General features: G+C 67.1%; 23 protein-coding genes. 11 read left to right on the top strand and 12 right to left on the bottom strand.

Going from position 1 to position 24,205, the window contains the following annotated elements:
• Nucleotides 1-11: 11 nt before the first annotated feature.
• From VHP37_04090 to VHP37_04075, 4 genes are all read right to left on the bottom strand, one after another.
• Nucleotides 12-2,711 carry a response regulator gene (locus VHP37_04090; GenBank protein HEX2825501.1) on the bottom strand — a complete coding sequence of 900 codons (2,700 nt, stop codon included), beginning with the start codon at nucleotides 2,709-2,711 and terminating at the stop codon, nucleotides 12-14.
• Between the two features lie 28 nt (nucleotides 2,712-2,739).
• Nucleotides 2,740-3,597, bottom strand: a complete 858-nt coding sequence (locus VHP37_04085; protein ID HEX2825500.1) for a phosphate/phosphite/phosphonate ABC transporter substrate-binding protein — start codon at nucleotides 3,595-3,597, stop codon at nucleotides 2,740-2,742.
• A 66-nt stretch (nucleotides 3,598-3,663) separates the two neighbouring features.
• Complete coding sequence (locus VHP37_04080) at nucleotides 3,664-4,497, bottom strand: fumarylacetoacetate hydrolase family protein (GenBank protein HEX2825499.1); 834 nt, start codon at nucleotides 4,495-4,497, stop codon at nucleotides 3,664-3,666.
• A 26-nt stretch (nucleotides 4,498-4,523) separates the two neighbouring features.
• On the bottom strand, nucleotides 4,524-5,252 hold the full coding sequence (locus VHP37_04075; GenBank protein HEX2825498.1) for a sulfite exporter TauE/SafE family protein: 729 nt from the start codon (nucleotides 5,250-5,252) through the stop codon (nucleotides 4,524-4,526).
• A 178-nt stretch (nucleotides 5,253-5,430) separates the two neighbouring features.
• Between VHP37_04075 and VHP37_04070 the strand changes: the two genes are divergently transcribed.
• Entirely contained in the window at nucleotides 5,431-5,772 is a 342-nt protein-coding gene (locus tag VHP37_04070) for an Hpt domain-containing protein (GenBank protein HEX2825497.1), read from the top strand.
• Between the two features lie 118 nt (nucleotides 5,773-5,890).
• Here VHP37_04070 and VHP37_04065 read toward each other — a convergent pair whose 3' ends face one another.
• On the bottom strand, nucleotides 5,891-6,862 hold the full coding sequence (locus tag VHP37_04065; protein HEX2825496.1) for a tripartite tricarboxylate transporter substrate binding protein: 972 nt from the start codon (nucleotides 6,860-6,862) through the stop codon (nucleotides 5,891-5,893).
• A 79-nt stretch (nucleotides 6,863-6,941) separates the two neighbouring features.
• On the opposite strand from VHP37_04065, the gene VHP37_04060 reads away from it, so the two are divergent.
• The 4 genes from VHP37_04060 to VHP37_04045 are packed head-to-tail and all read left to right on the top strand — an operon-like array spanning nucleotide 6,942 to nucleotide 10,375.
• Complete coding sequence (locus VHP37_04060) at nucleotides 6,942-7,481, top strand: class I SAM-dependent methyltransferase (protein ID HEX2825495.1); 540 nt, start codon at nucleotides 6,942-6,944, stop codon at nucleotides 7,479-7,481.
• A 50-nt stretch (nucleotides 7,482-7,531) separates the two neighbouring features.
• Nucleotides 7,532-8,413 (top strand): 4-hydroxy-tetrahydrodipicolinate synthase, encoded by an 882-nt coding sequence (gene dapA, locus VHP37_04055; GenBank protein ID HEX2825494.1) that lies wholly within the window; start codon nucleotides 7,532-7,534, stop codon nucleotides 8,411-8,413.
• Between the two features lie 26 nt (nucleotides 8,414-8,439).
• On the top strand, nucleotides 8,440-9,597 hold the full coding sequence (bamC, locus tag VHP37_04050; GenBank protein ID HEX2825493.1) for an outer membrane protein assembly factor BamC: 1,158 nt from the start codon (nucleotides 8,440-8,442) through the stop codon (nucleotides 9,595-9,597).
• Between the two features lie 10 nt (nucleotides 9,598-9,607).
• Nucleotides 9,608-10,375, top strand: a complete 768-nt coding sequence (locus tag VHP37_04045) for an MBL fold metallo-hydrolase (GenBank protein HEX2825492.1) — start codon at nucleotides 9,608-9,610, stop codon at nucleotides 10,373-10,375.
• Between the two features lie 157 nt (nucleotides 10,376-10,532).
• Here the strand turns inward: VHP37_04045 and VHP37_04040 are convergent, their stop codons facing one another.
• From VHP37_04040 to VHP37_04030, 3 genes are all read right to left on the bottom strand, one after another.
• On the bottom strand, nucleotides 10,533-10,838 hold the full coding sequence (locus VHP37_04040) for a hypothetical protein (GenBank protein ID HEX2825491.1): 306 nt from the start codon (nucleotides 10,836-10,838) through the stop codon (nucleotides 10,533-10,535).
• Nucleotides 10,839-11,001: 163 nt separating this feature from the next.
• Entirely contained in the window at nucleotides 11,002-11,523 is a 522-nt protein-coding gene (locus tag VHP37_04035; GenBank protein ID HEX2825490.1) for a hypothetical protein, read from the bottom strand.
• Entirely contained in the window at nucleotides 11,520-12,647 is a 1,128-nt protein-coding gene (locus VHP37_04030; GenBank protein HEX2825489.1) for a cupin domain-containing protein, read from the bottom strand. The genes VHP37_04035 and VHP37_04030 overlap by 4 nt, the downstream gene beginning before the upstream one ends.
• 103 nt (nucleotides 12,648-12,750) lie before the next feature.
• Here VHP37_04030 and VHP37_04025 point away from each other — a divergent pair, with 103 nt between their 5' ends.
• Together VHP37_04025 and VHP37_04020 are read left to right on the top strand one after the other, a co-directional pair.
• Nucleotides 12,751-13,257: a peroxiredoxin gene (locus VHP37_04025; GenBank protein ID HEX2825488.1), complete on the top strand. Its 507-nt coding sequence runs from the start codon at nucleotides 12,751-12,753 to the stop codon at nucleotides 13,255-13,257.
• On the top strand, nucleotides 13,248-13,730 hold the full coding sequence (locus VHP37_04020; protein ID HEX2825487.1) for a peptidylprolyl isomerase: 483 nt from the start codon (nucleotides 13,248-13,250) through the stop codon (nucleotides 13,728-13,730). Before VHP37_04025 ends, VHP37_04020 begins: the two co-directional genes overlap by 10 nt.
• Before the next feature lie 98 nt (nucleotides 13,731-13,828).
• Here VHP37_04020 and VHP37_04015 read toward each other — a convergent pair whose 3' ends face one another.
• Genes VHP37_04015 through VHP37_04005 form a run of 3 tightly spaced genes read right to left on the bottom strand, consistent with a single transcriptional unit; the run spans nucleotide 13,829 to nucleotide 19,539 of the window.
• Entirely contained in the window at nucleotides 13,829-14,746 is a 918-nt protein-coding gene (locus VHP37_04015) for a hypothetical protein (protein ID HEX2825486.1), read from the bottom strand.
• The gene (gene mutS / locus VHP37_04010; protein ID HEX2825485.1) at nucleotides 14,743-17,316 is read right to left on the bottom strand and encodes a DNA mismatch repair protein MutS; all 2,574 of its coding nucleotides are present in this window, start codon (nucleotides 17,314-17,316) and stop codon (nucleotides 14,743-14,745) included. The genes VHP37_04015 and mutS overlap by 4 nt, the downstream gene beginning before the upstream one ends.
• Before the next feature lie 54 nt (nucleotides 17,317-17,370).
• Nucleotides 17,371-19,539 carry an AsmA family protein gene (locus tag VHP37_04005; GenBank protein HEX2825484.1) on the bottom strand — a complete coding sequence of 723 codons (2,169 nt, stop codon included), beginning with the start codon at nucleotides 19,537-19,539 and terminating at the stop codon, nucleotides 17,371-17,373.
• Between the two features lie 125 nt (nucleotides 19,540-19,664).
• On the opposite strand from VHP37_04005, the gene VHP37_04000 reads away from it, so the two are divergent.
• From VHP37_04000 to VHP37_03985, 4 genes are all read left to right on the top strand, one after another.
• Nucleotides 19,665-20,573, top strand: coding sequence for a diguanylate cyclase (locus VHP37_04000; GenBank protein HEX2825483.1), 909 nt, complete (start codon nucleotides 19,665-19,667; stop codon nucleotides 20,571-20,573).
• A 70-nt stretch (nucleotides 20,574-20,643) separates the two neighbouring features.
• On the top strand, nucleotides 20,644-21,738 hold the full coding sequence (locus tag VHP37_03995) for an acetamidase/formamidase family protein (GenBank protein ID HEX2825482.1): 1,095 nt from the start codon (nucleotides 20,644-20,646) through the stop codon (nucleotides 21,736-21,738).
• A complete protein-coding gene (locus tag VHP37_03990; GenBank protein HEX2825481.1) occupies nucleotides 21,738-22,697 on the top strand; it encodes a tripartite tricarboxylate transporter substrate binding protein in 960 nt (319 codons plus the stop codon). Before VHP37_03995 ends, VHP37_03990 begins: the two co-directional genes overlap by 1 nt.
• Nucleotides 22,694-23,356, top strand: coding sequence for a tetratricopeptide repeat protein (locus VHP37_03985; protein ID HEX2825480.1), 663 nt, complete (start codon nucleotides 22,694-22,696; stop codon nucleotides 23,354-23,356). Before VHP37_03990 ends, VHP37_03985 begins: the two co-directional genes overlap by 4 nt.
• On the opposite strand, the gene VHP37_03980 is transcribed toward VHP37_03985, so the two are convergent.
• The gene (locus VHP37_03980) at nucleotides 23,353-24,165 is read right to left on the bottom strand and encodes an inositol monophosphatase family protein (protein HEX2825479.1); all 813 of its coding nucleotides are present in this window, start codon (nucleotides 24,163-24,165) and stop codon (nucleotides 23,353-23,355) included. The genes VHP37_03985 and VHP37_03980 overlap by 4 nt on opposite strands.
• Nucleotides 24,166-24,205 lie beyond the last annotated feature (40 nt).

The raw sequence follows: 24,205 nt of genomic DNA, 5'->3' as shown, positions 1-24,205 counted from the left end.
CCTTTTGAGTCTCAGGCCGCTGCGGCTTCGGCCGGCTGGGCGAGCCAGCGGTCGAGCATCGCGCGCATCTGCAGGCGGGTGTACGGCTTGGACAGGTGATCGTCCATGCCGGCGCTGAGACACTCGTCGCGGTCCTGCTGCATCGCGTTCGCGGTGAGCGCGATGATCGGAATGCGCTTCAGCTCGCCGTCCTTCATCATGCGGCGGATGTTGCGTGTCGCCTCGAATCCGTCCATCTCCGGCATGTGGCAGTCCATCAGGATGAGATCGAACGCGTCCTTCTGGAACGCGGCGACCGCTTCCACGCCGTTCTTCGCGACGGTCACCTGATAGCCCTCGATCTTGAGGATCGCGAGCGCGACCTGCTGGTTGACCGCGTTGTCCTCCGCGAGCAGCAGCTTGCCGCGGTTTTCGCGCTTGGCCGGCGCCTTCGCGGGCTCGGCCGGCGCCATGTCGGCGATCGCATCGCCTTCGCCCGTGACCGCGCCGATCAGACCGTTGTAAAGCGCCGACTGGCGCACCGGCTTCGACAGGCACATCAGCACGCCCGCCTGGCGCAGCTCGCGCACGTCGCCGTGACGGCCGACGGGCGTGAGCCAGATGACCCGCGCGTCGGAGAGCGCGGGGTCGGACTTGATCTTGCGCGTGAGGTCGAGCGCGCCCGAGCCGTTCATCGCGCTGTCGACGATCACGATGTCGTACGGCGCGCCCCGCGCCGCGGCGTTGGTGAGCTGGCCCATCGCCTGTTCGCCGGTCTCGACGCTGCGGTTCTGCATGCCCCAGTTGGTCATCTGCGCGTTGAGCGTGCCGCGGGTGGTCGCGTTGCGCGCCACGATGAGCGTGCGCACGCCTTCGAGCTTGTTGCGGAACGCCGGCTCGTCCGCCGCTTCCTGCGCGGCTTTCTCGAACTTCACCTCGAACCAGAAGGTCGAGCCCACGCCCGGCGTCGACTCGACGCGCATCTCGCCGCCCATCATCTCGACGAGCTGCTTGCTGATCGCGAGGCCGAGACCCGTGCCGCCGTGCTTGCGCGTGGTCGAGCCGTCGGCCTGCGAGAAGTTCTCGAAGATGCGGCCTTGCGCTTCCTTGGTGATGCCGGGGCCGGTGTCGATCACTTCGAAACGCAGCGTGACGCTCTCGGGGGTCTCGTCGCGCGTCGATACCGACACCGACACTTCGCCTTCCTCGGTGAACTTGATGCCGTTGCCGACGAGGTTCGTCAGCACCTGGCCCAGACGCAGCGGATCGCCCTTGACGCGCGCCGCAAGGTTCACCGGCAGGTTGCAGGCGAGCTCGAGGTCCTTGCTCTGCGCGCGCTCGGCGAGCAGCTCGATCGTGTCTTCGATGGTCTGGCGCAGGTCGAAATCGATGTGCTCGAGGTCGAGCTTGCCCGCCTCGATCTTGGAGAAGTCGAGAATGTCGTTGATGATCGCGAGCAGCGATTTGCCCGAGCGCTGCACCGTCTCCGCGAAGCGGCGCTGCGTCGGCGTGAGGCCGGTCTCGAGCAGCAGCTCGGTCATGCCGAGCACGCCGTTCATCGGCGTCCTGATCTCGTGGCTCATCTTGGCGAGGAAGCTCGACTTCGCCTGGTTCGCGGCCTCGGCGGCCTCGCGCGCGGCGGAGAGCTCGGCCTCGGCGCGCTTGCGCTCGGTCACGTCGTGCGCGACGCAGATCTTGCCGACGACGCTGTGGTTCTCGTCGTGCAGCGGCGCCGCGGCGACCTCGATGTCGATCTCGCGGCCGTTCTTCGTGACCGCGCGGGTCTCGTACGAGAAGGTCTCGCCCGACTTCAGGCGCTCGAGTCGCTTCGCGTCCTCGTCGGTCGACGTCTTGTCGACGCTGATGCGGTGGCCGATCGCCTCGTCGGCGGTGTAGCCGAAGAGCACCGTCGCGCCCGCGTTCCACGTGGTGATGCGGCCGGAGAGGTCGCGCGTCCAGATCGCCTCGGACGACTGCTTCACGATCGCGGCGAGGCGGCGGTTGGTCGTTTCGGACTCGCCGAGAGACGCGATGAGGCTCTCGATGTTGTTCGCCATGTTGTTGAACGCGTCGGCCGCCGCGCGCACTTCCGGCGCGCCGTCCGACTTCACGCGCACCGCGTGCTCGCCGAGACTGAAGCGGTTGGCCGACATCGCCAGCATGCGCAGCGTGCCGAGGTTGCCGCGGAAGATCAGCCAGATCACCTGGAGGGTGAGCAGCAGCGTCGCGAACACGATCTGGAGCTGGTGCACGAACTGCGACCACAGGCGGTTGCTCGCGGGCACCGAGTTCATCTCGCCGTACAGCGTGCCGTAGTTGGCGCCGCCGGTCTCGACCTCGAGGGTCGCCTCGACGTGCGCGATCGGCACCAGCGTGGTGAACCAGCGGGGCGCTTCGAGCTTGTCCGGCGTGTCGCGGCCCGACAGGTTGCGGCCGCTCTTGTCCGTCCACTTGAGGACGTTGATCTCAAGCTTCTTGGCCTGGTTGTTCAGGAGCTGGTTGATCGCGGCGTAGTCGCCGAGCACCGCCTGGTCGGCGACGAGGGGCGCCAGGAATTTCAGCGTCTCGTGCACCTCGCGCTCGTGACGCGCCGAATGCTCCGCCGCCCCTTCGAGCACCAGGAGGTAGTTCTGGATGCCGCCTCCGACGAGGCTGGCGAAGCCGACCGCCGCCATCAGGCGCGGGATCAGGCCCCATCGGGACCAGAGGTTCAGAAACCGCAGTGCTTTCATGGCGAACGATTCCTTGGAGCGCTCGGCTTTAGTTGACGGCTTTGACCAGTGTCTTCTTGTAGAACGCGCGATAGTTGTCGTAATCGCGGTCCGACGACGCGATGAAGCCCAGGTGATCCTTGTTCATCTTGAGCAGATCGGCGCCGGCCTGGAGCACTTTGCGGCCTTCCGGATCGTTCATCATGCCGATGAGCGCGTCGCGCACCGCGGCGAGCTTCGCCGGGGGCACTTTCGAGCTCGCCATGATGCACAGGTCGTTGTAGATCTCCGAGTTCCACAGCAGGCGGTACTCGAACCCTTCGCGGCGCGCGTAGCGCTGGATGATCGAGTCGTTGACGCCGGCCGCGGCGACCGTGCCGACCTTGAGCTGGGCGAGGCCCGCTTCCTGGTTGGCGGTGAACACCGGCTTCACGTTGACCTTCGCCTTGAGCAGCGCGTCCATCGGCAGCCAGTACGCGGCGAACGCGTCGGGGCTGGCGAACGCGACTTCCTTGCCGTTCAGCTCGGCGAGCGACTTGATCGGCGAGTCCGCCGGCACCGCGATCTGGCCGCGGATGCCGGGGCCGGCCGGGCGGGCGATCACGTGAAAGCCGAGGCGGTCGCGTTCCGGCGTGAAGAAGTGGTTCGTGTACAGGAAATGGTACTGCCCCTGTTCCGCAAGGGCGTTCGCTTCCTTCGTGGTCCGGGCGAGCCTCAGCTCGAGCGGCACGCCGCTCTTCTTGGCGACGTAGATGAGGATCGGGTTCCAGTACTGCGAAGTGAGCGCGACCGAGCGCTGGTTGAGCACGTTGAACGCGTACGGCTGCTCCTCCGCGCGCGCGGCGGTCCCCAGCGCGAGGAGTGCGGCCAATCCGAGCGCTGCGCGCTTGAGCGTAGTCAGTTTCATCGCTGTTCCGATTGCTTCTGTCGGTTGTGCGGCCGTGCGGCGGCCGCTGTACTGATAATCAAATGGTCAGGCGGCCGCCTGCAGGTTCACGCGCGGCTCGTCGCCTTCGACGCGCGGGTTCACGCGCTGCTCGGCGATGACCGGGTTGACCAGAGCGCCGATGCCGTCGATGCGGATCTCGCACGTGTCGCCCGGGACGATGCGCGCCGCATTGAGCGAGGTGCCCATGCAGATCACGTCGCCGGGATGCAGCGTCACGGTCTTGGCGATCTCGGCCACGGTCTCGTACGGGTTGAACACGTAGTCGGTGACCGGGAAGTTCTGCACCAGCTTGCCGTTCACGTAGGAGCGCATGCGCAGCGCCATCGGGTCGACTTCGGTCTCGATGCACGGACCGAACAGGCCGAACGTGTCGTAGCCCTTGGCGCGGTCGTACTGCGGGAAGGTGTGGTCGCGCTTGACCACGTCCTGCGCCGTCACGTCGTTGATCACGGTGTAGCCGAAGATCACGTCGCGCGCTTCCACCGGCGTCACGTTCTTGCACTTCTTGCCGATCACGATGCCGAGCTCGCCTTCGAGCACGACTTTCTCGGTGTGCGCCACCGGATAGACGATCGCGTCGCCGGTCGTCGCGAACGACGAGGGCGGCTTGAGGAACCACAGCACTTCCCTCGGCGTCTCGCGCTTGAGCTGCTCGATCTGGATCGCCGAGTTGTTCCACAGCGCGACCATCTTGCCGGGCACGCAGGGGATCAGGACCTTCACGCTCGACAGCTCGAGGAGCGTCGAGGTGGGGCGGCAGCCCGCGAACATGTCGCCTTCGTAGACGCGGACCCGGGTGTCGCCTTCCATGGCGCCGAAACCGGTCTTGCCGTCGTGCTCGAAACGCATGAATTTCATTTGCTGGCTCCTAAAAACGAATCTGGTTACAGGATGACTTTGACGAACAGCATCGCACCGCTGATCACGAGCAGCGCGCCGACGACCTTGAGCATCGCTTCGGAGGTCATGTCGAGGTGGACCTTGTTCCCGGTGTAGAGGCCCATCGCCATCGGGATGAGCGACAGCGCGTAGGCGACCTGGAGCTTGGTCTCGAGCAGCAGGCCGGCGACCAGGAACAGGCCGAGGCGGAAGCCGCCGTCGATCACGAACAGCCACGAGAACGTCGCGCGCACCTGGCTCTTGTCCTTCAGGCGGTGCGTGAGATAGATGATGTAGGGAGGCCCGCTGGTGCCGAACAGCGCGCCGACCGCGCCGCCGCCGATGCCGGTCGGAACCGCCCAGGCGCCCGAGATCTTCTTGTCGGAGCTCACGCCGAAGATGTTGCGGAAGCCGAAGAACATCGTGAACGCGCCGAGCGTGCAGAGCACGGGTCCCGACGGCAGCTTCATCAGCGCCAGGGCGCCGATGCACGCGCCGATCACGCCGAACGGGACGAGGAGCTTGATCTCCTTCCAATCGGCGTTCTTGCGGTTGGCGCCGCCGAGCACGAACGACGCGGTGAAGTCCAGCGCGAGGACCAGCGGCACGACGAACGTGAGCGGGTGGGAGAGCGCGAGGAGCGGCACGGCGATGAGGCCGGAGCCGAATCCGGTGATGCCGCGCACGAAATACGCGCTCAGCACGACGCAGAGGACGAGGATGGTGTCAGCCACTTGTAATTCCTCAATAAATGGATAAGCCGCTGGCGCAGCTCTACCCTCGGGTTAACGGTGGCCGCCGATCATCCTTTAGCGGAGGTGGGAAATATTTGGCGGCGCGCCCGCTAAAGTCCGGCGTCCCTGCGGCCGTTAAGTGCAGCCTGGAGCCCCGACTTCGCAAGTGGAGAGACCGATGACCGTGCTGAACGTGGAGACGACCCTGGAGCGCCTGGCCGGCGACCAGGAGCTTTTCGGCGAGATCGCGCAGATCCTGATCATGACCGCCCCCGCCCAGCTCGAGTCGATCGGGGCGGCCCTGCAGACGAACGACCTCAAGAGCGCTTACGAGGAAGCCCACTCGCTCAAAGGCGCGGTCGGCGCTTTCGAGGCGCCCGAAGTATTCACCCAGGTCGCGGCGGTCGAGAAGCTCGCGCGCGCCGACGACGCCGCGGGCGCCCATGCCGCTTTCGCCGCGGCCCAGCCGCTGGTGCAGGTGCTGCTCAGCGAGCTGGCTCCGTTCGCTCCCGCAGCCTAGGAAGAACCGTCATCCCGGACGCTCCGGGATTGCTTCGTCGCTGGCGCTCCTCGCAATGACATCATCGCGAGGCGGCTCCGGCAGGAACGCCGAAGCGATCGCGTGACGCACGCACCGCTCAGTCCAGCTTGATCTGAGCGTCCTTCACCACCTTCGCGTATTTGGTCCGCTCGGCGCGGATGAAGGCGCCGAACTCGTCGGGTGAGTTGCCGACCGGGTCGGCGCCGACGTTCGCGAGCCGGTCCTTCACGTCTTTCTCCCGCAACAGCTTCGCGGTCTCGCCGTGGAGCCTCGCGACCACCTCTTTCGGAACGCCGCCCGGGGCGACCAGGCCCCACCACGTGCTCATGTCGAAGCCCGGCAGGCCGCCTTCGGCGATCGTCGGTATCTCCGGCAGCAGCGAAAAGCGCTTCTCGGAAGTGACCGCGACCGCCCGCAGCCGTCCCGATTTCACGTGCGGCAGCGCCGGCGGGATCGTCCCGAAATCCATGTGGACCTGGCCCGCCACGAGGTCGATGATCGACTGCCCGGCCCCCTTGTACGGCACGTGCAGCATGTTCACCCGGGCCTGGAGCTTGAACATCTCGCCCGCGATGTGCTGGATGCTGCCCGAGCCCACCGACGAGAACTGAAGCTGGCCCGGCCGCGCCCTGGCCAGCGCGATCAGCTCCTTGACGCTTTTCACCGGCAGCGACGGGTGAACGACGAGCAGGTTGGGCGAGATCGCGGCCAGCGACACCGGCGCGAAATCCTTCACCGGGTCGTACGGCAGCTTCGACAGCAGCGAAGGCAGGATCGACAGCGCCGAGATGTGCGCCATGAGGACGGTGTAGCCGTCGGCCGGCGCCTTGGCGACGAGCTCAGTGGCGATCTGGCCCGAGGCGCCGCCGCGGTTGTCGGGCACCACCTGCTGGCCGAGCGCTTCCGAGAGCTTCTGCGCCACGATGCGCCCGACGATGTCGGTGCCGCCGCCCGGCGGAAAACCGATGACCATGCGGATCGGCCGCACCGGGTATTGCTGGGCTGCCGCGGGGATCGCCCAGCAGGCGCAGGCGACGGTGCCCAGAATGAAACGCGCGATTCGTTCCATCGTCTTTCCTCCTCGCCGACGGGCTCATTGGCCGGCCGGTTGTGTTAGAAGGATGCGGATTCCCCTCGAAGTATCACACATGCCCCACGACAATCCCGACCCTGCGCCTTGGATGCTGCGCTGGGAATCGCTGATTCCCGACGGCCCGGTGCTCGACGTCGCGTGCGGCCGCGGCCGGCACGCCCGGTGGCTGGCCGCGCGGGGACGCGCGGTCGACGCGGTCGACCGCGACGCCGCGGCGATCGAGGCGCTGAGGTCGGTGCCGGGGGTGAGCGCGGTGTGCGCCGACATCGAGAACGGCCCCTGGCCGTACGCCGGCAGGCGCTACGCCGCGGTGATCGTGGCCAACTACCTGCACCGGCCGCTTTTTCCGAACCTGCTGGCGGCGCTCGCACCGGGCGGCGTCCTCCTCTACGAGACCTTCGCCGCCGGCAACGAGCGCTACGGCAAGCCCTCCAACCCGGATTTCCTGCTGCGCGAGGGGGAATTGCTGGAGATCGTGCGCGGGAAGCTGCGCGTGGCGGGCTACGAGGACGTCCTGGTCGAGCATCCCAAACCGGCCCTGGTGCAGCGCATCTGTGCCGTCGCCCCGGCCTCTTGGGATACAATCGCGCGTTAACCCGGCCGTCGCATTTCGCGCGCCAGATCACTGTTTTGTCAGGAAGAAGTATGGCCAAGCTCAAGGGCAGTCTGGTCGCCATCGTCACCCCGATGCGCGACGACGGTGCGCTCGACCTCGACGCCTTCAGGCGGCTCATCGACTGGCACATCGCCGAAGGCACCGACGGCATCGTCGTCGTCGGCACGACGGGCGAATCGCCGACGGTCGACTTCGAAGAGCACCGCCAGGTCATCGACTTCGCGGTCAAGCACGCCGCGAAGCGCATCCCGATCGTCGCCGGCACCGGCGGCAACTCGACGAAGGAAGCGATCGAGCTCGCCGAGCATGCCAGGAAAGCGGGCGCCGAGATGAGCCTCACCGTCGTCCCGTACTACAACAAGCCGTCGCAGGAAGGGCTGTATCGGCATTTCCGCGCGATCGCCGAAGCGGTCGACATGCCGCACATCCTGTACAACGTACCCGGCCGCACGGTCGCAGACATGCAGAACGACACCGTGCTGCGCCTCGCCGAGATCCCGAACATCGTCGGCATCAAGGACGCGACCGCCGACATGCAGCGCGGCGCCGAGCTTTTGCGCAGGAAACCCGAGGACTTCGCGGTTTACAGCGGTGACGACGGCACCGCGCTCGCGCTGATGCTGCTCGGCGGCGACGGCGTGATCTCGGTCACCGCCAACGTGGCGCCGAAGCTCATGCACGAGCTGTGCGTCGCGGCGATCGAAGGGAACGTGTCGCGCGCGCGCGAGGTCAACAACAAGTTGCTCGCGCTGCACCGCGACCTTTTCTGCGAGGCGAACCCTATCCCCGTGAAGTGGGCGGTTCAGCAGCTCGGCCTCATCGGCGGCGGCATCCGGCTGCCGTTGACAAAACTTGCGAGCGGTTTGCACGAACGAGTTCGCGAAGCGATGCGGCAGGCGGGACTCGCCTGACATGCTCGCGCGCGACTGGAGAGAATATGAGTAAATTGTGGACGCGCGTGAGCGTGTGCATCGCCGCGTGTCTGGCGCTGGCTGCGTGCAGCGGCTTCAACCTCGAAATACCGACCAAGAAGATCGAGTACAAGAGCGCGGGCAAGCTGCCGCCGCTCGACGTGCCGCCGGACCTCACCCGTCCCGCCGCGGACGACCGTTTCGCCATCCCCGACTCGCGCGGCGCCGCGACCTTCTCGGAGTACCAGCGCGGCCGCGAAGGCCGCGTCGCCGAGCCCGGTTCGGGCGCGGTGCTGCCGGTGCAGGACAGTGCGCGTGTCGAGCGCGCGGGCACGCAACGCTGGCTCGTCGTCAAGGGCGATCCCGAGAAGCTCTGGCCCGCGGTCAAGGATTTCTGGCAGGAGATCGGCTTCATCGTCAACGTCGAGATGCCCGAGGCGGGCGTGATGGAGACCGACTGGGCCGAGAACCGCGCGAAGATCCCCGACGGCTTCGTCCGCAACACGCTCGGCAAGCTCCTCGACGCGGTCTATTCGACGAGCGAGCGCGACAAGTTCCGCACGCGGCTCGAGCGCGGCACGCAGCCCGGCACCACCGAGATCTACATCAGCCATCGCGGCATGGAAGAGGTCTACACCGGGCTCGCGTCCGGTACCAGCCAGGGCGGCGATACCAAATGGCAGCCGCGCCCGCCGAGCCCGGAGCTCGAAGCGGAGATGCTGCGCCGGATGATGGTCCGCCTGGGCGTGCAGGAAGAGCGCGCGAAGACCGCGATCGCGTCGTCCGCGGCGCCGCAGGCGCCGCGCGCGGTGCTCAACAAGTCGCGCGACGGCGCCGGCTCGCTCGCGCTCAACGAGCAGTTCGACCGCGCGTGGCGTCGCGTCGGCCTGGCGCTCGACCGCGTCGGCTTCACCGTCGAAGACCGCGACCGTTCCAAGGGGCTGTATTTCGTGCGCTACATCGATCCCGAGGTCGACAACAAGAGCGCCAGCGACAAAGGCTTCTTCTCGCGCTTCAAGTTCTGGGGCAGCAGCAACGACAAGAGCAAGGCCGAGCAGTATCGCGTGCTGGTGAAGGACGAAGGCGAGCGCGCGCAAGTGAACGTCCTCAACAAGGACGGCGCGGCGGAGCGCTCGGCGACCGCGAACCGCATTCTGACGCTGCTCTACGATCAACTGAAGTGACGAGCGCTTGATCCGCTTCGCATCGATAGGCAGCGGCAGCGAAGGTAACGGCCTCATCGTCGAAGCGGGAACGACCCGCATCCTGGTCGACTGCGGGTTCAACGTCGCGGAGACCGAGCGGCGCCTGGCAAAGCTCGGTCTCGCGCCGCCCGACCTCGCCGCCATCCTCATCACTCACGAGCACGACGACCACGCGGGCGGCGCGGCAAGGCTCGCGCGGCGCTACGAGATCCCGGTCTATCTCACGTACGGCACGCTCAATGCGATAGGGGCGCAGGGCGCGATGATCCCGCAGCTCACGCTGATCGACAGCCATTTTCCGTTCGCGATCGGCGATCTCGAGATCCACCCGTACCCCGTGCCGCACGACGCGCGCGAACCTTCGCAGTTCGTCTTCAGCGACGGGGACAGCCGCCTGGGGCTGCTCACCGACGCCGGTGCGTCGACGCCGCACATCGAACGCATGCTGTCGGGCATCGAGGCGCTGGTGCTCGAGTGCAACCACGATCTCGATCTTCTGATGAACGGGCCTTATCCGCCGAGCCTGAAGCGCCGCATCTCCGGTCGCCTCGGGCACCTCGACAACGACACGGCGGCGCGCATCGTTCGCGGCATCGACTGCCGCCGGCTACAGCACTTCGTCGCGGCCCACCTCTCGGCGCAGAACAACACGCCCGACCTCGCGCGCTCGGCGATGGCGGCGGCGCTCAACTGCGAAGCGGCGTGGATCGGCATCGCCACTCAGGCGGACGGTTTCGCCTGGCGCGCCATTACTTAAGATAATCCGTCGGCGTCATTGCGAGGCCCGGCAGGGCCGAAGCAATCCCGGAGCGTCCGCTCCGTGCGCCACGGATCGCCACGTCGCTATCGCTCCTCGCGACGACGCACGAAAAAAAACCGGCCCGAAGGCCGGTTTTTTCTGCTTCGTGCGTCGCTTACTTCTTCTCTTCCGGCTTCGACTCGCTGGGCGAGCTCGGCGTCGTGGGCGACGCAGCGGGCGTGCTCGAGCTCGACGAGGCGCCGGCGGCGGGGGCGGTGCTGCTCGCGCCGGTGCTGCTGCTGGAGCTGCTCGAGGCGTCGGCGCCCGGGGCGGGCGTCGGCGACGGGGTGGTGGTGGTGCTGCTGGAGCTCGTCGACGGCGTGGAGGCCGGCGGCGGGGTGGTCACGGTCTTCTCTTCTTTCTTGCTGCAGGCTGCGAGGCCGACCGCGATCATGGCGGCGATAAGGAGCGAGCGATTCATGTTTTTGTCCTCTAGGAAAACATCACACGGGTTGGAGCGAAAACGGACGGCTGCACTGCATGCCGTCCGTGAGCGACCTACGCGATCGTCATGAACATTTTACCAGCATGCGCCGCCGGTGTTTAGTCTCGAATAGGTCTCGGGAAAACCGCGCAAAGCGTCGCTAAAGCCCGACGGGTCCGCCGGTCGACACCGGCTTGGAAACCTCCCACAGCTCGGTGTAGCGGTCGACCAGCTCGCGGGCGCCGTCCACGTCGTTCATGCCGCGTGCATATCGCATGTGGTCGTAGTGGAAGCGGTGCAGGTAATGGCTGCCGTCGAATACGACGAAAGGGTCGTAGAGGTGGCGCGCGGCCCGCGGCGTCTGCCGCAGCCTGGCCACGTGGCCGTAGCGCTGCAGGACGGCCATGAAGCGCGGGCAGACGCGGTCCAGCCCTTCCGCCTGGTGGACCACGAGATACAGGCGGTTCAGCGGATCGGCGCGCAGGAAATCGCGCACGAGATCGCAGCGCGCGGTCGTGTTCCAGACGGCGCTCAAGGAGCGGTCGAACACTCGGATGATGCGCTGCGTTTGCGCAATGAGCTCGTCGAGCATGGCTTCGAACTGGCGCATGCTCTCGAAACGCGCGTACTCGGCGTGGGGCAGGCCGGACGGCGGCACGGTGAAAGTCGGGATCGGGCTCATGGTGCAAGCTCAATGTAGCCGGCCGCATACCAGCGGTAAAGCAGCGACGTGACGCCGGAGGCGCCGCCGAAACCCGGCGGCAGCTCGCGGGCGTCGGCCAGCGTTGCGATCCGTCCGATGTCGCGCCTGGCCGGCACGTGACGTTCGCCGTTGATGTAGGCATCGCCGTTCGACACCAGCATCCGCGTCGCGGCGGCGAGCCTCACGCCGCGCGCCTGGGCGCGCTTCGCGAACGCCTCGGGTTTCAGCGGCCGCTGCGGCGGCTCGAAGACCACGTTGTTCTTGGGCTCTGTCAGGTACGCGCCGACGAAGCGCTCGACGTCCGCGCGCGACCAGCGCAGCCGATCGGTAATCCGCGCAGCGTAGTCGACCATGCGCTGCGGCAGCCGTCCGGGCTCGCGTGTGGGCGTCACGCCGGGGTCGGCGTAGCGGCCTTCGACGTCGAGCCGGTCCTGCAGGAAATCGAGAAAAGCGCTCGCGAGCTCGTCGGCCGCGGGCGCCCTGAAGCCGACCGAATAGGTGATGCACTCGTCGACCGCGACGCCGTCGTGCGCGTATTGCGGCGGCAGGTAAAGAAGGTCGCCCGGCTGCACGGCCCATTCCTGCTCGGGCTCGAAGCGCTCGAGTATCTTCAACGGCAGATCGGGCACGAGCTCGAGGTCGGCCTGGCTGCCGATGCGCCAGCGCCGCTCGCCGCTGCCCTGTACGAGAAAGACGTCGTAGCTGTCGAAGTGCGGACCCACGCCGCCGCCGGGCGCCGCATAGCTCACCATGACATCGTCGAGCCGCGCGTGCGGGAGGAACGCAAACTCGCGAAGCAGGCCTGCCGCTTGCGGAAGCTTCTGGTCCACGCCCTGGACGAGCAGCGTCCAGTTTCGCCGCGGCATGCGGACCAGCTGCTGCCGGGTGAACGGGCCGTGGCGCACGCTCCACTGCGCGCCGCGTCTCGCGACGATCCGGGATTCGATGTCGTCGCGCGCCGCGAGCGTGTAGAGGTCTTCTCGGGTGATGCGATCGCGCGTCGCGTAGCGCGGCAGCGCACCGCGAGCGAGCAGCGGTTGTTTCTGCCAGTGTCGCCGCATGAACTCGCGCGGGCCGAGACCGGCGAGAAATCCTGATTTCATGTAAAAGGATTATAGCGATGGGTGTGGTCCGACCTGCCGAACGCTTCTTGACCCGCGCCGGGTTTGTTCACACAATCCGCTTACGTTTTCAGGGAGTTTCCGCGTGGAGCTGGTGCGAGGGGAGCATCGAATCACACTGGAACCCGGACAGGTCGCGCCTTCGTTCGATCTGCCCGACGCGGACCTGAACATCGTGAGCCTCGGCGAGTTCAAGGGTCGGCGCAACGTCGTTCTCTATTTCTATCTGCGCGACGACACGCCCGGCTGCACGATGGAAGCGATCGATTTCTCCGAGCTCGAAGACGACTTCACGCGCCTGTCGACGGTCGTGCTCGGCGTGAGCCGCGACGACTGCCTGGCGCACGGGGCTTTCCGCGACAAGCACGGTCTTTGCGTGCAACTCCTGTCGGACCCGGACGGCGAAGTCTGCCAGCGTTACGGCGTGCTGCAGGAGAAGGAGATCGAAGGTCGCAAGCGGACCGGTATCGTGCGCTCGACGTTCATCATCGATCGCGAAGGACTGCTCAAACACGCACTGTATGGCGTTTCACCGCGAGGTCACGCTGAAGAAGTGCTCAACCTCGTCAAAGGCCTAGGTAAATGCAAATAGCCAAGAACACCGTCGTATCGCTGAAGTACCAGCTCTTCGGAAGCGACGGACAAATGATCGAAGAGACCGAAGAAGCGGTCGAATACCTGCACGGCGGTTACGGCAACATGTTTCCCGCAGTGGAAAAAGCGCTCGAAGGCAAGGACGTCGGCGAGACGTGCCGCGTGCGGCTGACGCCCGACGACGGCTTCGGCGATTACGATGCCGATCTCGTGCACGTCGAGCCCCGCGACAAATTCCCTGACAACGTGCAGATCGGCATGCAGTTCGAAGGTCAGGCGAATGAGTCCGGCGAGACCCTCGTCTACACCGTCACCGACGTCGCGGAAGGCAAGGTCGTCGTCGACGGCAACCACCCGCTCGCCGGCCAGACCCTGCACTTCGAGTGCACCATCACCGACGTGCGCCAGGCGAGCGACGAAGAGATGTCGCACGGCCACGTGCACGGGCCCGGCGGACACCACCACCACTGACGAGCATCGTCATTCCCGACCGCGCGCTCGCGCGAAATGATCGGGAATCCATTTTGACGTTGGAAAATGGATCCCCGCCTACGCGGGGATGACGGGTCCTAGCGGTTGCGCGTCGCGATATCGCTGCCCGGTATCGCCCCGAACCTCGCCCGTCCGTCCTCGACCGTCACGGTGACGTAGACCCAGTTCACGAACGGGCTGCCGGGCACTTCCACGCGGCTGACGTTTGCGACCGCCGCGCCGGTCTTCGCGTCGACGAGCGGTTTGTCGAAGCGATAGACGTGCGTGTCGCCGTGCAAGATCAGCACTTCGCCCGCGTAACGGCGGGATTCGTCGGCGAGCGTCTGGAGAATTTCCGCGTAAGCGCTGCTGCCGCTGAACAGATCGGCCTGCGTCGCGAGGACGACCGCCGGCGCTTTGCGCTCGCGTGCGGTGCGAAACGCCTCGCGCATCCAGTCGAGCACCGCGGGCGTGCGGCGCTTCGATTCCGCCGGCATCGCGGACCGATGGTTGTCCGGCCCGGGAATGTTGAGCGTCGCGCACACCACGTCGCCCGCGATCCAGCGCATGTTCTCGGGATAACCGCGCGCGGCCTGGCGCTGCGCGGGCAGCGCGCGTTGCCCGAGGCTCGAATCGCTCGCGAAGAACAGCTCTCGCAGCCGGGCGAGCCGCTCGAGCGGATCGCGCGGCGCCCAGCGCGCACGACGGCAATCGACCCACTCGTTGTCGCCGGGCGTGTAGAAGAACGGGTGATGCGAAAGACCGAAGGTCTCGAGGCGCTCGAGGAAAAGCCGGTCCGAGCACTCGGTGCGCGCGTCCTTGAAGTCGCCGACGTGGATCGCGAAGGCGAGCTTCTCGCGATTCATCTCCGCGATGATCGCGGGCAGCGCCGGCTCTTCGTCGCGGTTGTACGGGATGTCGCCGAAAGCGCCGAATGCCAGTTGTGCGGCGAAGAGCGTCGGGCACAACAGCGCCGACGCCGCCAGCGCGGCAGCGCGCGCGAGCAACCGCGTCATTCGTCGAGTTTCTGCTTGAGGCGGTAGAGCGCGTCGAGCGCGTCGCGCGGGCTCATCGCGTCGGGATCGAAGCCGCGCAGCATCTGCAGCGCGGCATGCTCCGCGGCGGGCGCTTCTTCGGCGGGCGCGCCGGTCGCGAAGAGGTCGCGCTGCGGCCCGCGCGACAGCGCCTGCTCCTCGAGCTCGGCGAGGCGGCGTCGCGCGGCGCGGATCACCGTGCCGGGCACTCCGGCGAGCTGCGCGACCTGCAGGCCGTAGCTGCGGTCGGCGGGACCTTCCTCGACCGCGTGCAGAAAGACAATTCTGTCTTTGTGCTCGACCGCGTCGAGGTGCACGTTCGCCACCTGCTTGAACTCGAGCGCGAGCGCGGTGAGCTCGAAGTAGTGCGTCGCGAAGAGAGTGTGGCAGCGGCACTTCTCGACGAGATGGCGCGCGATCGCCCACGCCAGCGCGAGCCCGTCGTAAGTCGACGTGCCGCGCCCGATCTCGTCCATGAGCACCAGGCTCTCGGGACCGGCGTGGTGGAGGATGTACGCGGCCTCGGTCATCTCCACCATGAAGGTCGAGCGCCCGCCCGCGAGGTCGTCGGCCGCCCCGATGCGCGTGAAGATCTGGTCGATCGGTCCGAGCCGCACGCGTTTCGCGGGCACGTACGAGCCGCAGCTCGCGAGCAGCGCGATGAGCGCGGCCTGGCGCATGTAAGTCGACTTGCCGCCCATGTTGGGACCGGTGACGAGCAGCATCTGGCGCGCCGGACTCAGCCGGGCGTCGTTGGCGATGAAGGTGTCGACCTGCGCTTCGACGACCGGATGGCGGCCGCCGACGATCTCGATCAGCGGCTCGTCGACGAACTCGGGCGCGCTCCAGTCGAGCGCATTGGCGCGCTCGGCGAAGGTCGCGAGCGCATCGAGGTCGGCGAGCGCATTGGCGATGCGCGTCAGCGCCGGCACGTGCGGCGCGAGGTCGTCGAGGAGCTTGTCGTACAGGAGCTTCTCGCGCGCGAGCGCGCGCTCCTGCGCGGACAGCGCCTTGTCCTCGAAGGTCTTGAGCTCGGGCGTGATGTAGCGCTCGGCGTTCTTGAGCGTCTGGCGGCGGCGGTAGTCGTCCGGCACCTTCTCGCTGTTCGCGCGCGAGACTTCGATGTAGAAGCCGTGCACGCGGTTGTATTCCACCTTGAGGTTGGCGATGCCGCTGCGGGCGCGCTCGCGCGCTTCGAGGTCGAGGAGGAACTGGCCGCAGTTGGTCTGGATGCCGCGCAGCTCGTCGAGGTCGGCGTCGTATCCGTCGGCGATGACGCCGCCTTCGCGCAGCACCGCGGAGGGCTCTTCCTTGATGGCGCAGCCGAGCACCTCGGCGACCGGCTCGAAGCCTTCGAGCGCGCGTGCGAGCTCGGCGATCCTGTCGCCCGCGGCGTTTGCCAGCACCTCGTCGACTTCGGGCACGCGCTTCAACGTCGCGCACAGGCCCGAGAGATCGCGCGGCCGCGCCGACTTGAGCGCGACGCGCGCGGTGATGCGCTCGACGTCGACGAAGCTGCGCAGGATCGTCTGCACGCGCGGCTGCAGTCCTGCCGCGAGCAGCGCGCCGACGACGCTCTGCCGCGCGCGAAGCTCGTCGCGGTCGCGCAGCGGATGGTGGAGCACGTGACGCAGACGGCGGCTGCCCATGCTCGTCGCGCAGGTGTCGAGCAATGAAAAGAGCGTGGGCGAAGGCTCGCCGCGGATCGTCTCGGAGATCTCGAGGTTACGGCGCGTCGCCGGGTCCATGCGCACGTACGCGCTGGCGTGCTCTACGTTAAGCGCCGTGACGTGCGCGATCGAGGTGCCCTGCGTCGACTTGGCGTAATCGAGGAGGGCGCCCGCGGCCGCGATCGCGACGGCGTGCTCGTTCGCGCCGAAGCCCGACAGGTCGAGCGTCCCGAACTGCTTGCACAGCGTGCGGCGGCCCGCGTCGCCGTCGAACTGCCACGGCGCGAGTTTTTTTATCGCCGAATGCCCGTTGAGATCGGGCCACGCGGCGTCGTCGGCGACGAGCACTTCCGACGGTGCGAGCCTTTCGAGCTCGTTCGCGAGATTCCCCGGCGCGGTCTCCATGATCGAGAAGCGTCCGGATGCGAGCGACAGCCACGCGAGGCCGACGACGCTGCGATTGCGATGCAGCGCGAGCAGCACGTTGTCGCGCTTGTCTTCGAGCAGCGCCGAATCGGTGAGCGTGCCCGGCGTGACGATGCGCGTCACCTTGCGCTCGACCGGACCTTTCGACGTCGCCGGATCGCCGATCTGCTCGCAGATCGCGACCGACTCGCCCAGCTTCACCAGCCGCGCGAGATACTGCTCGACCGCGTGATACGGCACGCCCGCCATCTTGATGGGCTCGCCCGCCGAGGCGCCGCGCTGCGTCAGCGTGATGTCGAGCAGCCTCGCCGCGCGCTCGGCGTCGTCGAAGAAGAGCTCGTAGAAATCGCCCATCCGGTAGAAGACCAGCATGTCCGGATGCTGCGCCTTGATGCGCAGATACTGCTGCATCATCGGCGTGTGGGCGGCGAGAGTGGGTTCTGATCTTTGTTGCATCGGCAGGGAAGCGCGGGTGAAGCACTGATTTTACGCGACGCGGTCCGGCCCGCTTCACCGCCCGAAGATGCCTTTCAGCCTTTCCTTGACCGAGTCCCTGACATTGCCGCTGCCGGATTGCCCGCCGGTGGCACGCTTCAGCACTTCGTCCTTGAGTTGTTTCCTGGCGAGGTCGGCCACCATGCCGGCGAAATCGATGGACCACTGCGGCGCGTCGAGCGCACCGGTGAGCTTGACCGGCACGGTGAGGCCGGACAGGTCCGACACTTCGCGTCCGCCCTGGCCTTTGGACGTCGCGACGAGCGTCGCTTTGAGCACGTAGTTCAGGCGGTCGTTGCCGATGTCGATGTCGCCCGCGCCGCCGACGCGCAGCAGCGGCGACTTGAGCGAGAGATCGTCGTTGTGCGCCACGCCGTTCTTCACGTTGAACGTCGCGGTGAGCTCGCTGAAGTCGGTCTTCTCGGTCTTGCTCGACGACTGTACCGCCTGGCCGCGGAGCTGATCGAGCTTGTTGCGCGCGTTGCGGATCGTCCCCGCGATGTCGGCGCCCTTGACCGAGCCGTCGGCGAGCTTGACCGCGACAGTGCCGTTCAGCGCTTTCTTGAGCGCATCGACGCTCGCGCCGCGCGTGGTGCGATCCGCGCTGACCGTGCCTTTGCCTTCCAGCGTATCGACCTGCGCCGCGTCGCGTAACAGCGGCCCGACCGAGACGTTGCTCAAGGTCTGCTTGACGGCGAACACCGCGTGCTCGGCGGCCTGCGCCGAAAGCGAGCCGTTGAGCGCGCCCTCGTAGAGCTGCGCCGACATCGGGGCGACGTCGAGGCGTCCGCCCGCGACCTTGATGTCGGCGCGTACCTGCGAGGTTTTGAGGTTGAGCAGCGTGAGCTTGCCGATCTTGAGCGTGCCGTGCGCGTTGACGTCCTTCAGCGCGGAAAGATCGACCTTGTCGTCCCTGGGAGCCGCCGCGGGTTTCGCCGCTTTCGCGTCGGCGGTCTTGCCGCTCGGCGTCTTGCCGAGGATGCGATCGACGTCGAGCTGGTCGGCGTCGAGATCGAACGTGAGCGCGAGCGGGGAGAACGCGGTGACCGCCGCCTTGCCTTTCACGCTGGACTCGTCCACCTTGCCCGAGAAGTCGAGCGCGGCGGTCTTCCTGTCCAGGCTCGCGGTGAGCGCGCCGGCGAGCTTCGCCTTGACCGTGCGCCCTGCGGTCTGTGATTCGAGGTCGACGTCGAGCGGACCGGCGGCGATCGCGCTGAACGCGCCGCGCACGCCGCCCGCGGTGATCTTCGCCGTGAGCTTGCTGTCGGCGGCGCTGGTGCGCGCTTCGAGCACCACCTTGCCGCCATCCACTTTCTCGCGCGTGAGCTCGAGCTTCGGCGCGTCGAGCTTGACGTCGAGGTCGCCGCCCGCGCGTTTGCCGGTCACGGTGACCGCGAGGTCCTTCGCGGCGTACTCGCCGCTCGCCATGCGTGCTTCGACGTCGCCTTTGACGCGCGCCTTCAGGTCGGTGATGCCGGCGTAGTTGCCCTGCGCGGACAGGTCGAGTCCTTCGAGCCGGTAGAGCTTGCGCTCCAGGTCGAACGTGAGCTTGGTCTTGAGCTTGGTATCGAGCTGCGTCCGGTCTTTCTCGGACGCGATCGTCGCGGAGAAGTCGACCGGCGTCGGCACGCCGTTCGCGATGCGCCCGGTCTTGAGATCGAGCCTGGAGAGCCGATAGCGCGTGCCCGCGCTTTCGTCGGCATAAGTGACGTCGGCATCGGAGACGGCGACGCGCGCGATGTCGACCTTGAGCGGCGCCGACTTCTCTTCGGGTTTCGCGGACTCCCCGCCGGCGAGGTCGTCGACGTTGAGCTTACCCGCTTTCGAACGCACGATCGTCGCGCGCAGACCTTTCACTTCGATCGCGTCGGCGACCACCTCTTTCGACAGCAGCGGCATCAGCTTCACCGATACGACGGCGCTCGCGACGCGCGCGAACTCGCGCTCGCTGCGCGGCTCCGACAGCGCAGCCTCGCCGAGCTTCATGCCGAGCGACGGGAATAGCGACAGGCCGAGATCGCCCTTGAGTACGAGCGTGCGTCCGGTCTTGTCGCGGATTGCCTTGACGATGTCGCCCTTATGCTCGTTGGGATCGAACGTCGCGGCGACGTAGCCGACCACGGCCGCGACGACGGCGACCGCCGAGCCTGTACCGATCAGAGTCCATTTGATGGCTGTGTGCAATCCGCGTCTCCTATGTTGCCATGCGGAAGAATATGAACATTCAAGATTTCCGTCCAACCGACCGTTACAGCCTTGTCGCGCTCGAAGCGCGTTCGCATGAACAACAACAAAGAGCATGCGCTGCCATGAAAGTACTCGTCGCTGACGACGATCCCGTGACACGGCGGAAGTTGCGGGGATTGCTGCAATACCTGGGGCACGACCCCGTCGAGGCCGCGGACGGCCGCGAGGCCTGGGCCGTCCTCGACGGCGTGGACGCGCCGGATCTCGTCATCCTCGACTGGATGATGCCGGCGTTGAGCGGCGTGGAAATCTGCCGTCGCCTCCGGCACGGCGCGAAGCGGCGGTATCAGTACGTCCTCATGCTCACCGCCCGCGATCTCATGGACGACCTCGTCGAGGCGATGGAGTCCGGCGCCGACGATTTTCTGCGTAAACCGTTCGATCTGCGGGAGCTGCGCGTTCGCGTGCGTGCGGCCGAGCGCCTGCTCGCCGCCCAGGACGAGCTTCGCGCGCATGCGATCACCGACGACCTGACCGGGCTGCTCAACCGCCGGGGCGTGCTCGACCGGCTGCGCCACGAGCTCGCGCTCTCGCAGCGGGACGGCCGCCCGCTGTCGGTCGCGGTCATCGACGTCGATCGCTTCAAGGCGATCAACGACGCCTACGGCCACGCCGTCGGCGACGAGGTGCTGCGGGAAGTGGGCCGCCGCATGCACGCGCAGCTGCGGGGCTACGACGATCTCGGCCGGCACGGCGGAGAGGAGTTCGCGCTCATCCTGCCCGGCTGCGACGCGAGCGGAGCGCGCAGCGTCGCCGAGCGCATCCGCGCAGCGATCTGCGGCGAGCCGGTACGAACCAGCGCAGCGCCGATCGACGTGAGCGTCAGCGCCGGCGTCGCCGCGGTGGACCCGTATCTCGGCGAAGACGTCACGGGCGTGGTCGCGCGCGCCGATCGCGCGCTCTATCGCGCCAAGCGGGCGGGGCGCAACCGCGTCGAGCTTGCGAACCCCGAAATCGCCGAGGCTCACTGAGCGTTCCCCGAGCGTCGCGCCGCGGGTGCTACACTTTTTCCGCGGCAAAACTTCAAAAGGGGGAAGAACCATGGTGCTCGCGCGCATCGCGCTCGTGTGTCTCACGCTCGCCGCCCTTGGCGGTTGCGTATCGACCTCGCCCGTTCCCTATACCGTCGACGCGCATCTCGCTTCGACGCCGTCGACCGTCGTGTGGGGCTACATACCGCCCGGCCGCAATCCGGTGCTCACGATCAAGTCGGGGCAGACGGTGAAGATCGACACGCTGTCGCACCAGGGCATGGCGCAAGGCGTCGATCCGGTCACCTTCTTCGGTGCCGGCGGCATACAGCCGGCGCAGGTTCTGAAGGACGCGATGGACGTGTACTACAAGGTCGGTCCGCTGCGCACGAAGGGAGGCAGCGCGCACGTCCTCACCGGGCCGATCCACGTCGAGGGCGCGGAGCCCGGCGACATGCTCGAAGTGCGGGTGATGCACATCGACTTCCGCACCCCCTACGGCGTCAACAACAGCAACAAGGGCTCGGGTGTGCTGCCCGGGCTGCACGCGAAACCGTATCCCAAGATCATCAAGTTCGATCTCGACCGCAAGGTCGCGCTGTTCGCGCCCGGCATCGAGATCCCGCTGTCGCCGTTCATGGGCATCATGGCGGTGACGCCGCCGGCGGGCACGCTGCCGTCGACGCGGCCGCCCGGCATCTACGGCGGCAACATGGATTTCCACAAGCTCACTACGGGGGCGAGCCTGTACCTGCCGGTGTTCCAGCCGGGCGCGATGTTCTACACCGGGGACTCGCACGCGGTGCAGGGCGACGGCGAGGTGAACGGCACCGCGATCGAGGCGTCGCTCTCGCCGGTGCTGCAGTTCATCGTGCACAAGGGCGCGGGCAAAGGCATGAAGTGGCCGCGCGCCGAGGACTCGCAGAACTATTACGTGATGGGCATGGACGTGGATCTGAACGTCGCGCTGCGCGAAGCGGTCCAGGAGTCGGCGAAATTCCTGCGCGAGCAGCGCAACCTGTCGGACGGCGATGCGTATTCGCTCGCGAGCGTCGCGACGCACTTCAGCGTCGCCGAAGCGGTCAACCACGTGGGCATGATCTACGGCGCTATCCCGAAGCGCGTGTTCCAGAGCAACCAGCCGTTCTGGTCGGACCGCCGCTGATGAAGGCAGGTACAGCGGTTCTCGGCATCGTGTTCGCCGCGGCGGCGTCCGCGCAGACGCAGTACCCCTCGAAGCCGGTGCGCATCGTCGCGCCATTCGCGCCGGGCAGCACGATCGACATCATCGGCCGTCTCATCGCGCCCAGGCTCTCCGAAGCGCTGGCTCACCCGGTGATCGTGGAGAATCGTCCGGGCGCGGGCGGCGCGGTCGGGCTCGATGCGGTCGCGAAGTCGGCGCCCGACGGTCACGTCACCGCCATCGGCGCGCTCGGACCGCTCGCGATGAATCCCGCGCTGTACCCCAGGTCGCCGTTCGATCCGGTGCGCGACTTCGCGCCGGTGACGCTGCTCGCGACCGGCCCGGTCGTCATCGCGGTGCATCCTTCGGTGCCGGCGCGCAACGTGAAAGAGCTGATCGACCTCGCGAAGAAGAATCCCGGCAAGCTCAACTTCGGGTCGCCCGGGGTCGGCACGAGCCCGCACCTCACCGGCGAGCTCGTGAAGATGCTGACCAGGACCGACATCGTGCACGTGCCCTACAAGGGCAACGCCGAAGCGCTCACCGATCTGGTGAGCGGCCGCGTGAGCATCGTCTACACCGGCGTGCCCCCCGTCGTTCCGCTGGCCAAAGCCGGCCGCGTGCGATTGATCGCGACGACCGGCAAGAGCCGCATAGCCGGGTTGCCCGAGGTGCCGACGATCGCCGAAGCGGGGCTGGCCGATGCGCAGGTGTTGATCTGGTACGGCGTCGTCGCACCCGCGGCGACGCCGCGCGAGATCGTCGCACGTCTGAATCGCGAGATCGTGCGCGTGATGCAGGCGCCGGATATCAAGGAGCGTTTCATCCAGCAGGGGATCGATCCGGAGACGAGCACACCCGACGCGTTCGGCAAGCTCATCGCCGACGAATACGCGCGCTGGACCAAAGTGATCCGCGCGGCCGGGATCAAGCTCGAGTGAAGCGGCTCCTGCCCGCCGCCGTCGTCGCGGCGGCGCTCGCCGCGTGCACGCCGCAGCAGGCGCTCGTCGCGAGCCTCATGCCGACGAGCGCCGCGTCGACGCTGGTCGGCAACACGCAGCGCGTGAGCTCCGAGAACCGCCGACGCATCGCCGAGCTCGACACCGCGGGCCGCTGGGACGAGCTCGCGCGCTTCGCCGACGAGAACATCAAGAAAGACTCGTTCACCACCGAATGGTGGATCGTCAAAGGCTACGCCTTGACGCAGGCGGGCGACCATCGCGGCGCCATCGCGGCGTACAGCGAAGCGGTCAGGATGGAGCCCGACAGCGGCATGGCATGGAACAACCTCGCGCAGGCGTATCGCTCGTCGGGCGATCCGCAGCGCGCGGTGGTCGTGCTCGAGCGCGCGATGCTCGCGGTGCGCGACTCGCCCTCGACGCCGTATCTATTGGGCGAGAGCTACAGCGACATTCGCCGCTATGACGACGCGGCAGCGGCGTATCGGCAGGCGGTGTCGATGGATCCGAAGCTCGCGCTCGCGTGGTTCGGGCTGGCGCGGGCCTACACGCGGCTCGGCAAGGATCGCGACGCGCTCGAAGCCCGCCGAACGCTGGAAAAGCTCGACCCGAAGCTCGCGCTGAAACTGGACGAGCGCTAGGCCGTCGGGCGGCGGCTTTTCAGCGCAGGCGTGAGGTGCGGCGCGATGAGCTGCAGGAACTCGGCGAAGACTTTCGGGGTGCCGGCGACGATGTAGCCCGATTCGAGCCAGCCTTCGTTGCCTTCGAGGTCGCCGACGAGGCCGCCGGCTTCGGTGATGAGGAGCGATCCGGCGGCCATGTCCCACTTTGCTAAACCGATTTCCCAGAACGCGTCGAGCCTGCCCGCCGCGACGTAAGCGAGATCGAGCGTCGCCGAGCCCGCGCGACGCACGCCGGCCGTGCCTTTCATCGCATCGCGCAGCATCGCGATATACGGCTCGAGGTGCACCATCTCGCGGAACGGGAAGCCGGTGCCGATGACCGACGAGCGCAGCTGAGGGCGCTTGCTCACGCGGATGCGCGTCTCGTTGAGAAACGCACCGCGGCCGCGGCTCGCGGTGAAGAGGTCGTTGCGCGAGGGATCGTAGATGCAGGCCTGCGTGATCTGGCCGCGGTGCTCGAGCGCGATCGACACCGCGTAGTGCGGAAAGCCGTGCAGGAAGTTGGTGGTGCCGTCGAGCGGATCGATGATCCAGCGGTACTCCGAAGCGCCGGACGCACCGCTCTCCTCTGCTAGAATCGCGTGCCCCGGATACGCCTCGTGCAGCGTCTGGATGATCGCGTGCTCGGCCTCGCGGTCCACTTCCGAAACGAAATCGTTCACCGCCTTTTCCCGCACCGCCACGATGTCGAGATTGCGAGTCGCGCGGCTGATGATGTTGCCCGCGCGGCGTGCGGCTTTCACCGCGGTGTTGAGCATCGGATGCATGGATTCAGGATTCAGCTATCAGGATTCGGGATTCAGCGAA

The organism is Burkholderiales bacterium (assembly GCA_036262035.1).
GTDB lineage: Bacteria > Pseudomonadota > Gammaproteobacteria > Burkholderiales > SG8-41 > JAQGMV01.
Note: the sequence above shows the minus strand (reverse complement) of the source record. Positions and strands in the feature narration are given on the sequence as shown.

Coding starts and splice junctions, on each gene's coding strand:
- VHP37_04090 (HEX2825501.1), bottom strand. CDS start 2,711: ATGAAAGCACTGCGGTTTCTGAACCTCTGGTCCCGATGGGGCCTGATC.
- VHP37_04085 (HEX2825500.1), bottom strand. CDS start 3,597: ATGAAACTGACTACGCTCAAGCGCGCAGCGCTCGGATTGGCCGCACTC.
- VHP37_04080 (HEX2825499.1), bottom strand. CDS start 4,497: ATGAAATTCATGCGTTTCGAGCACGACGGCAAGACCGGTTTCGGCGCC.
- VHP37_04070 (HEX2825497.1), top strand. CDS start 5,431: ATGACCGTGCTGAACGTGGAGACGACCCTGGAGCGCCTGGCCGGCGAC.
- VHP37_04065 (HEX2825496.1), bottom strand. CDS start 6,862: ATGGAACGAATCGCGCGTTTCATTCTGGGCACCGTCGCCTGCGCCTGC.
- VHP37_04060 (HEX2825495.1), top strand. CDS start 6,942: ATGCCCCACGACAATCCCGACCCTGCGCCTTGGATGCTGCGCTGGGAA.
- dapA (HEX2825494.1), top strand. CDS start 7,532: ATGGCCAAGCTCAAGGGCAGTCTGGTCGCCATCGTCACCCCGATGCGC.
- bamC (HEX2825493.1), top strand. CDS start 8,440: ATGAGTAAATTGTGGACGCGCGTGAGCGTGTGCATCGCCGCGTGTCTG.
- VHP37_04040 (HEX2825491.1), bottom strand. CDS start 10,838: ATGAATCGCTCGCTCCTTATCGCCGCCATGATCGCGGTCGGCCTCGCA.
- VHP37_04035 (HEX2825490.1), bottom strand. CDS start 11,523: ATGAGCCCGATCCCGACTTTCACCGTGCCGCCGTCCGGCCTGCCCCAC.
- VHP37_04030 (HEX2825489.1), bottom strand. CDS start 12,647: ATGAAATCAGGATTTCTCGCCGGTCTCGGCCCGCGCGAGTTCATGCGG.
- VHP37_04020 (HEX2825487.1), top strand. CDS start 13,248: ATGCAAATAGCCAAGAACACCGTCGTATCGCTGAAGTACCAGCTCTTC.
- VHP37_04015 (HEX2825486.1), bottom strand. CDS start 14,746: ATGACGCGGTTGCTCGCGCGCGCTGCCGCGCTGGCGGCGTCGGCGCTG.
- mutS (HEX2825485.1), bottom strand. CDS start 17,316: ATGCAACAAAGATCAGAACCCACTCTCGCCGCCCACACGCCGATGATG.
- VHP37_04000 (HEX2825483.1), top strand. CDS start 19,665: ATGAAAGTACTCGTCGCTGACGACGATCCCGTGACACGGCGGAAGTTG.
- VHP37_03995 (HEX2825482.1), top strand. CDS start 20,644: ATGGTGCTCGCGCGCATCGCGCTCGTGTGTCTCACGCTCGCCGCCCTT.
- VHP37_03990 (HEX2825481.1), top strand. CDS start 21,738: ATGAAGGCAGGTACAGCGGTTCTCGGCATCGTGTTCGCCGCGGCGGCG.
- VHP37_03980 (HEX2825479.1), bottom strand. CDS start 24,165: ATGCATCCGATGCTCAACACCGCGGTGAAAGCCGCACGCCGCGCGGGC.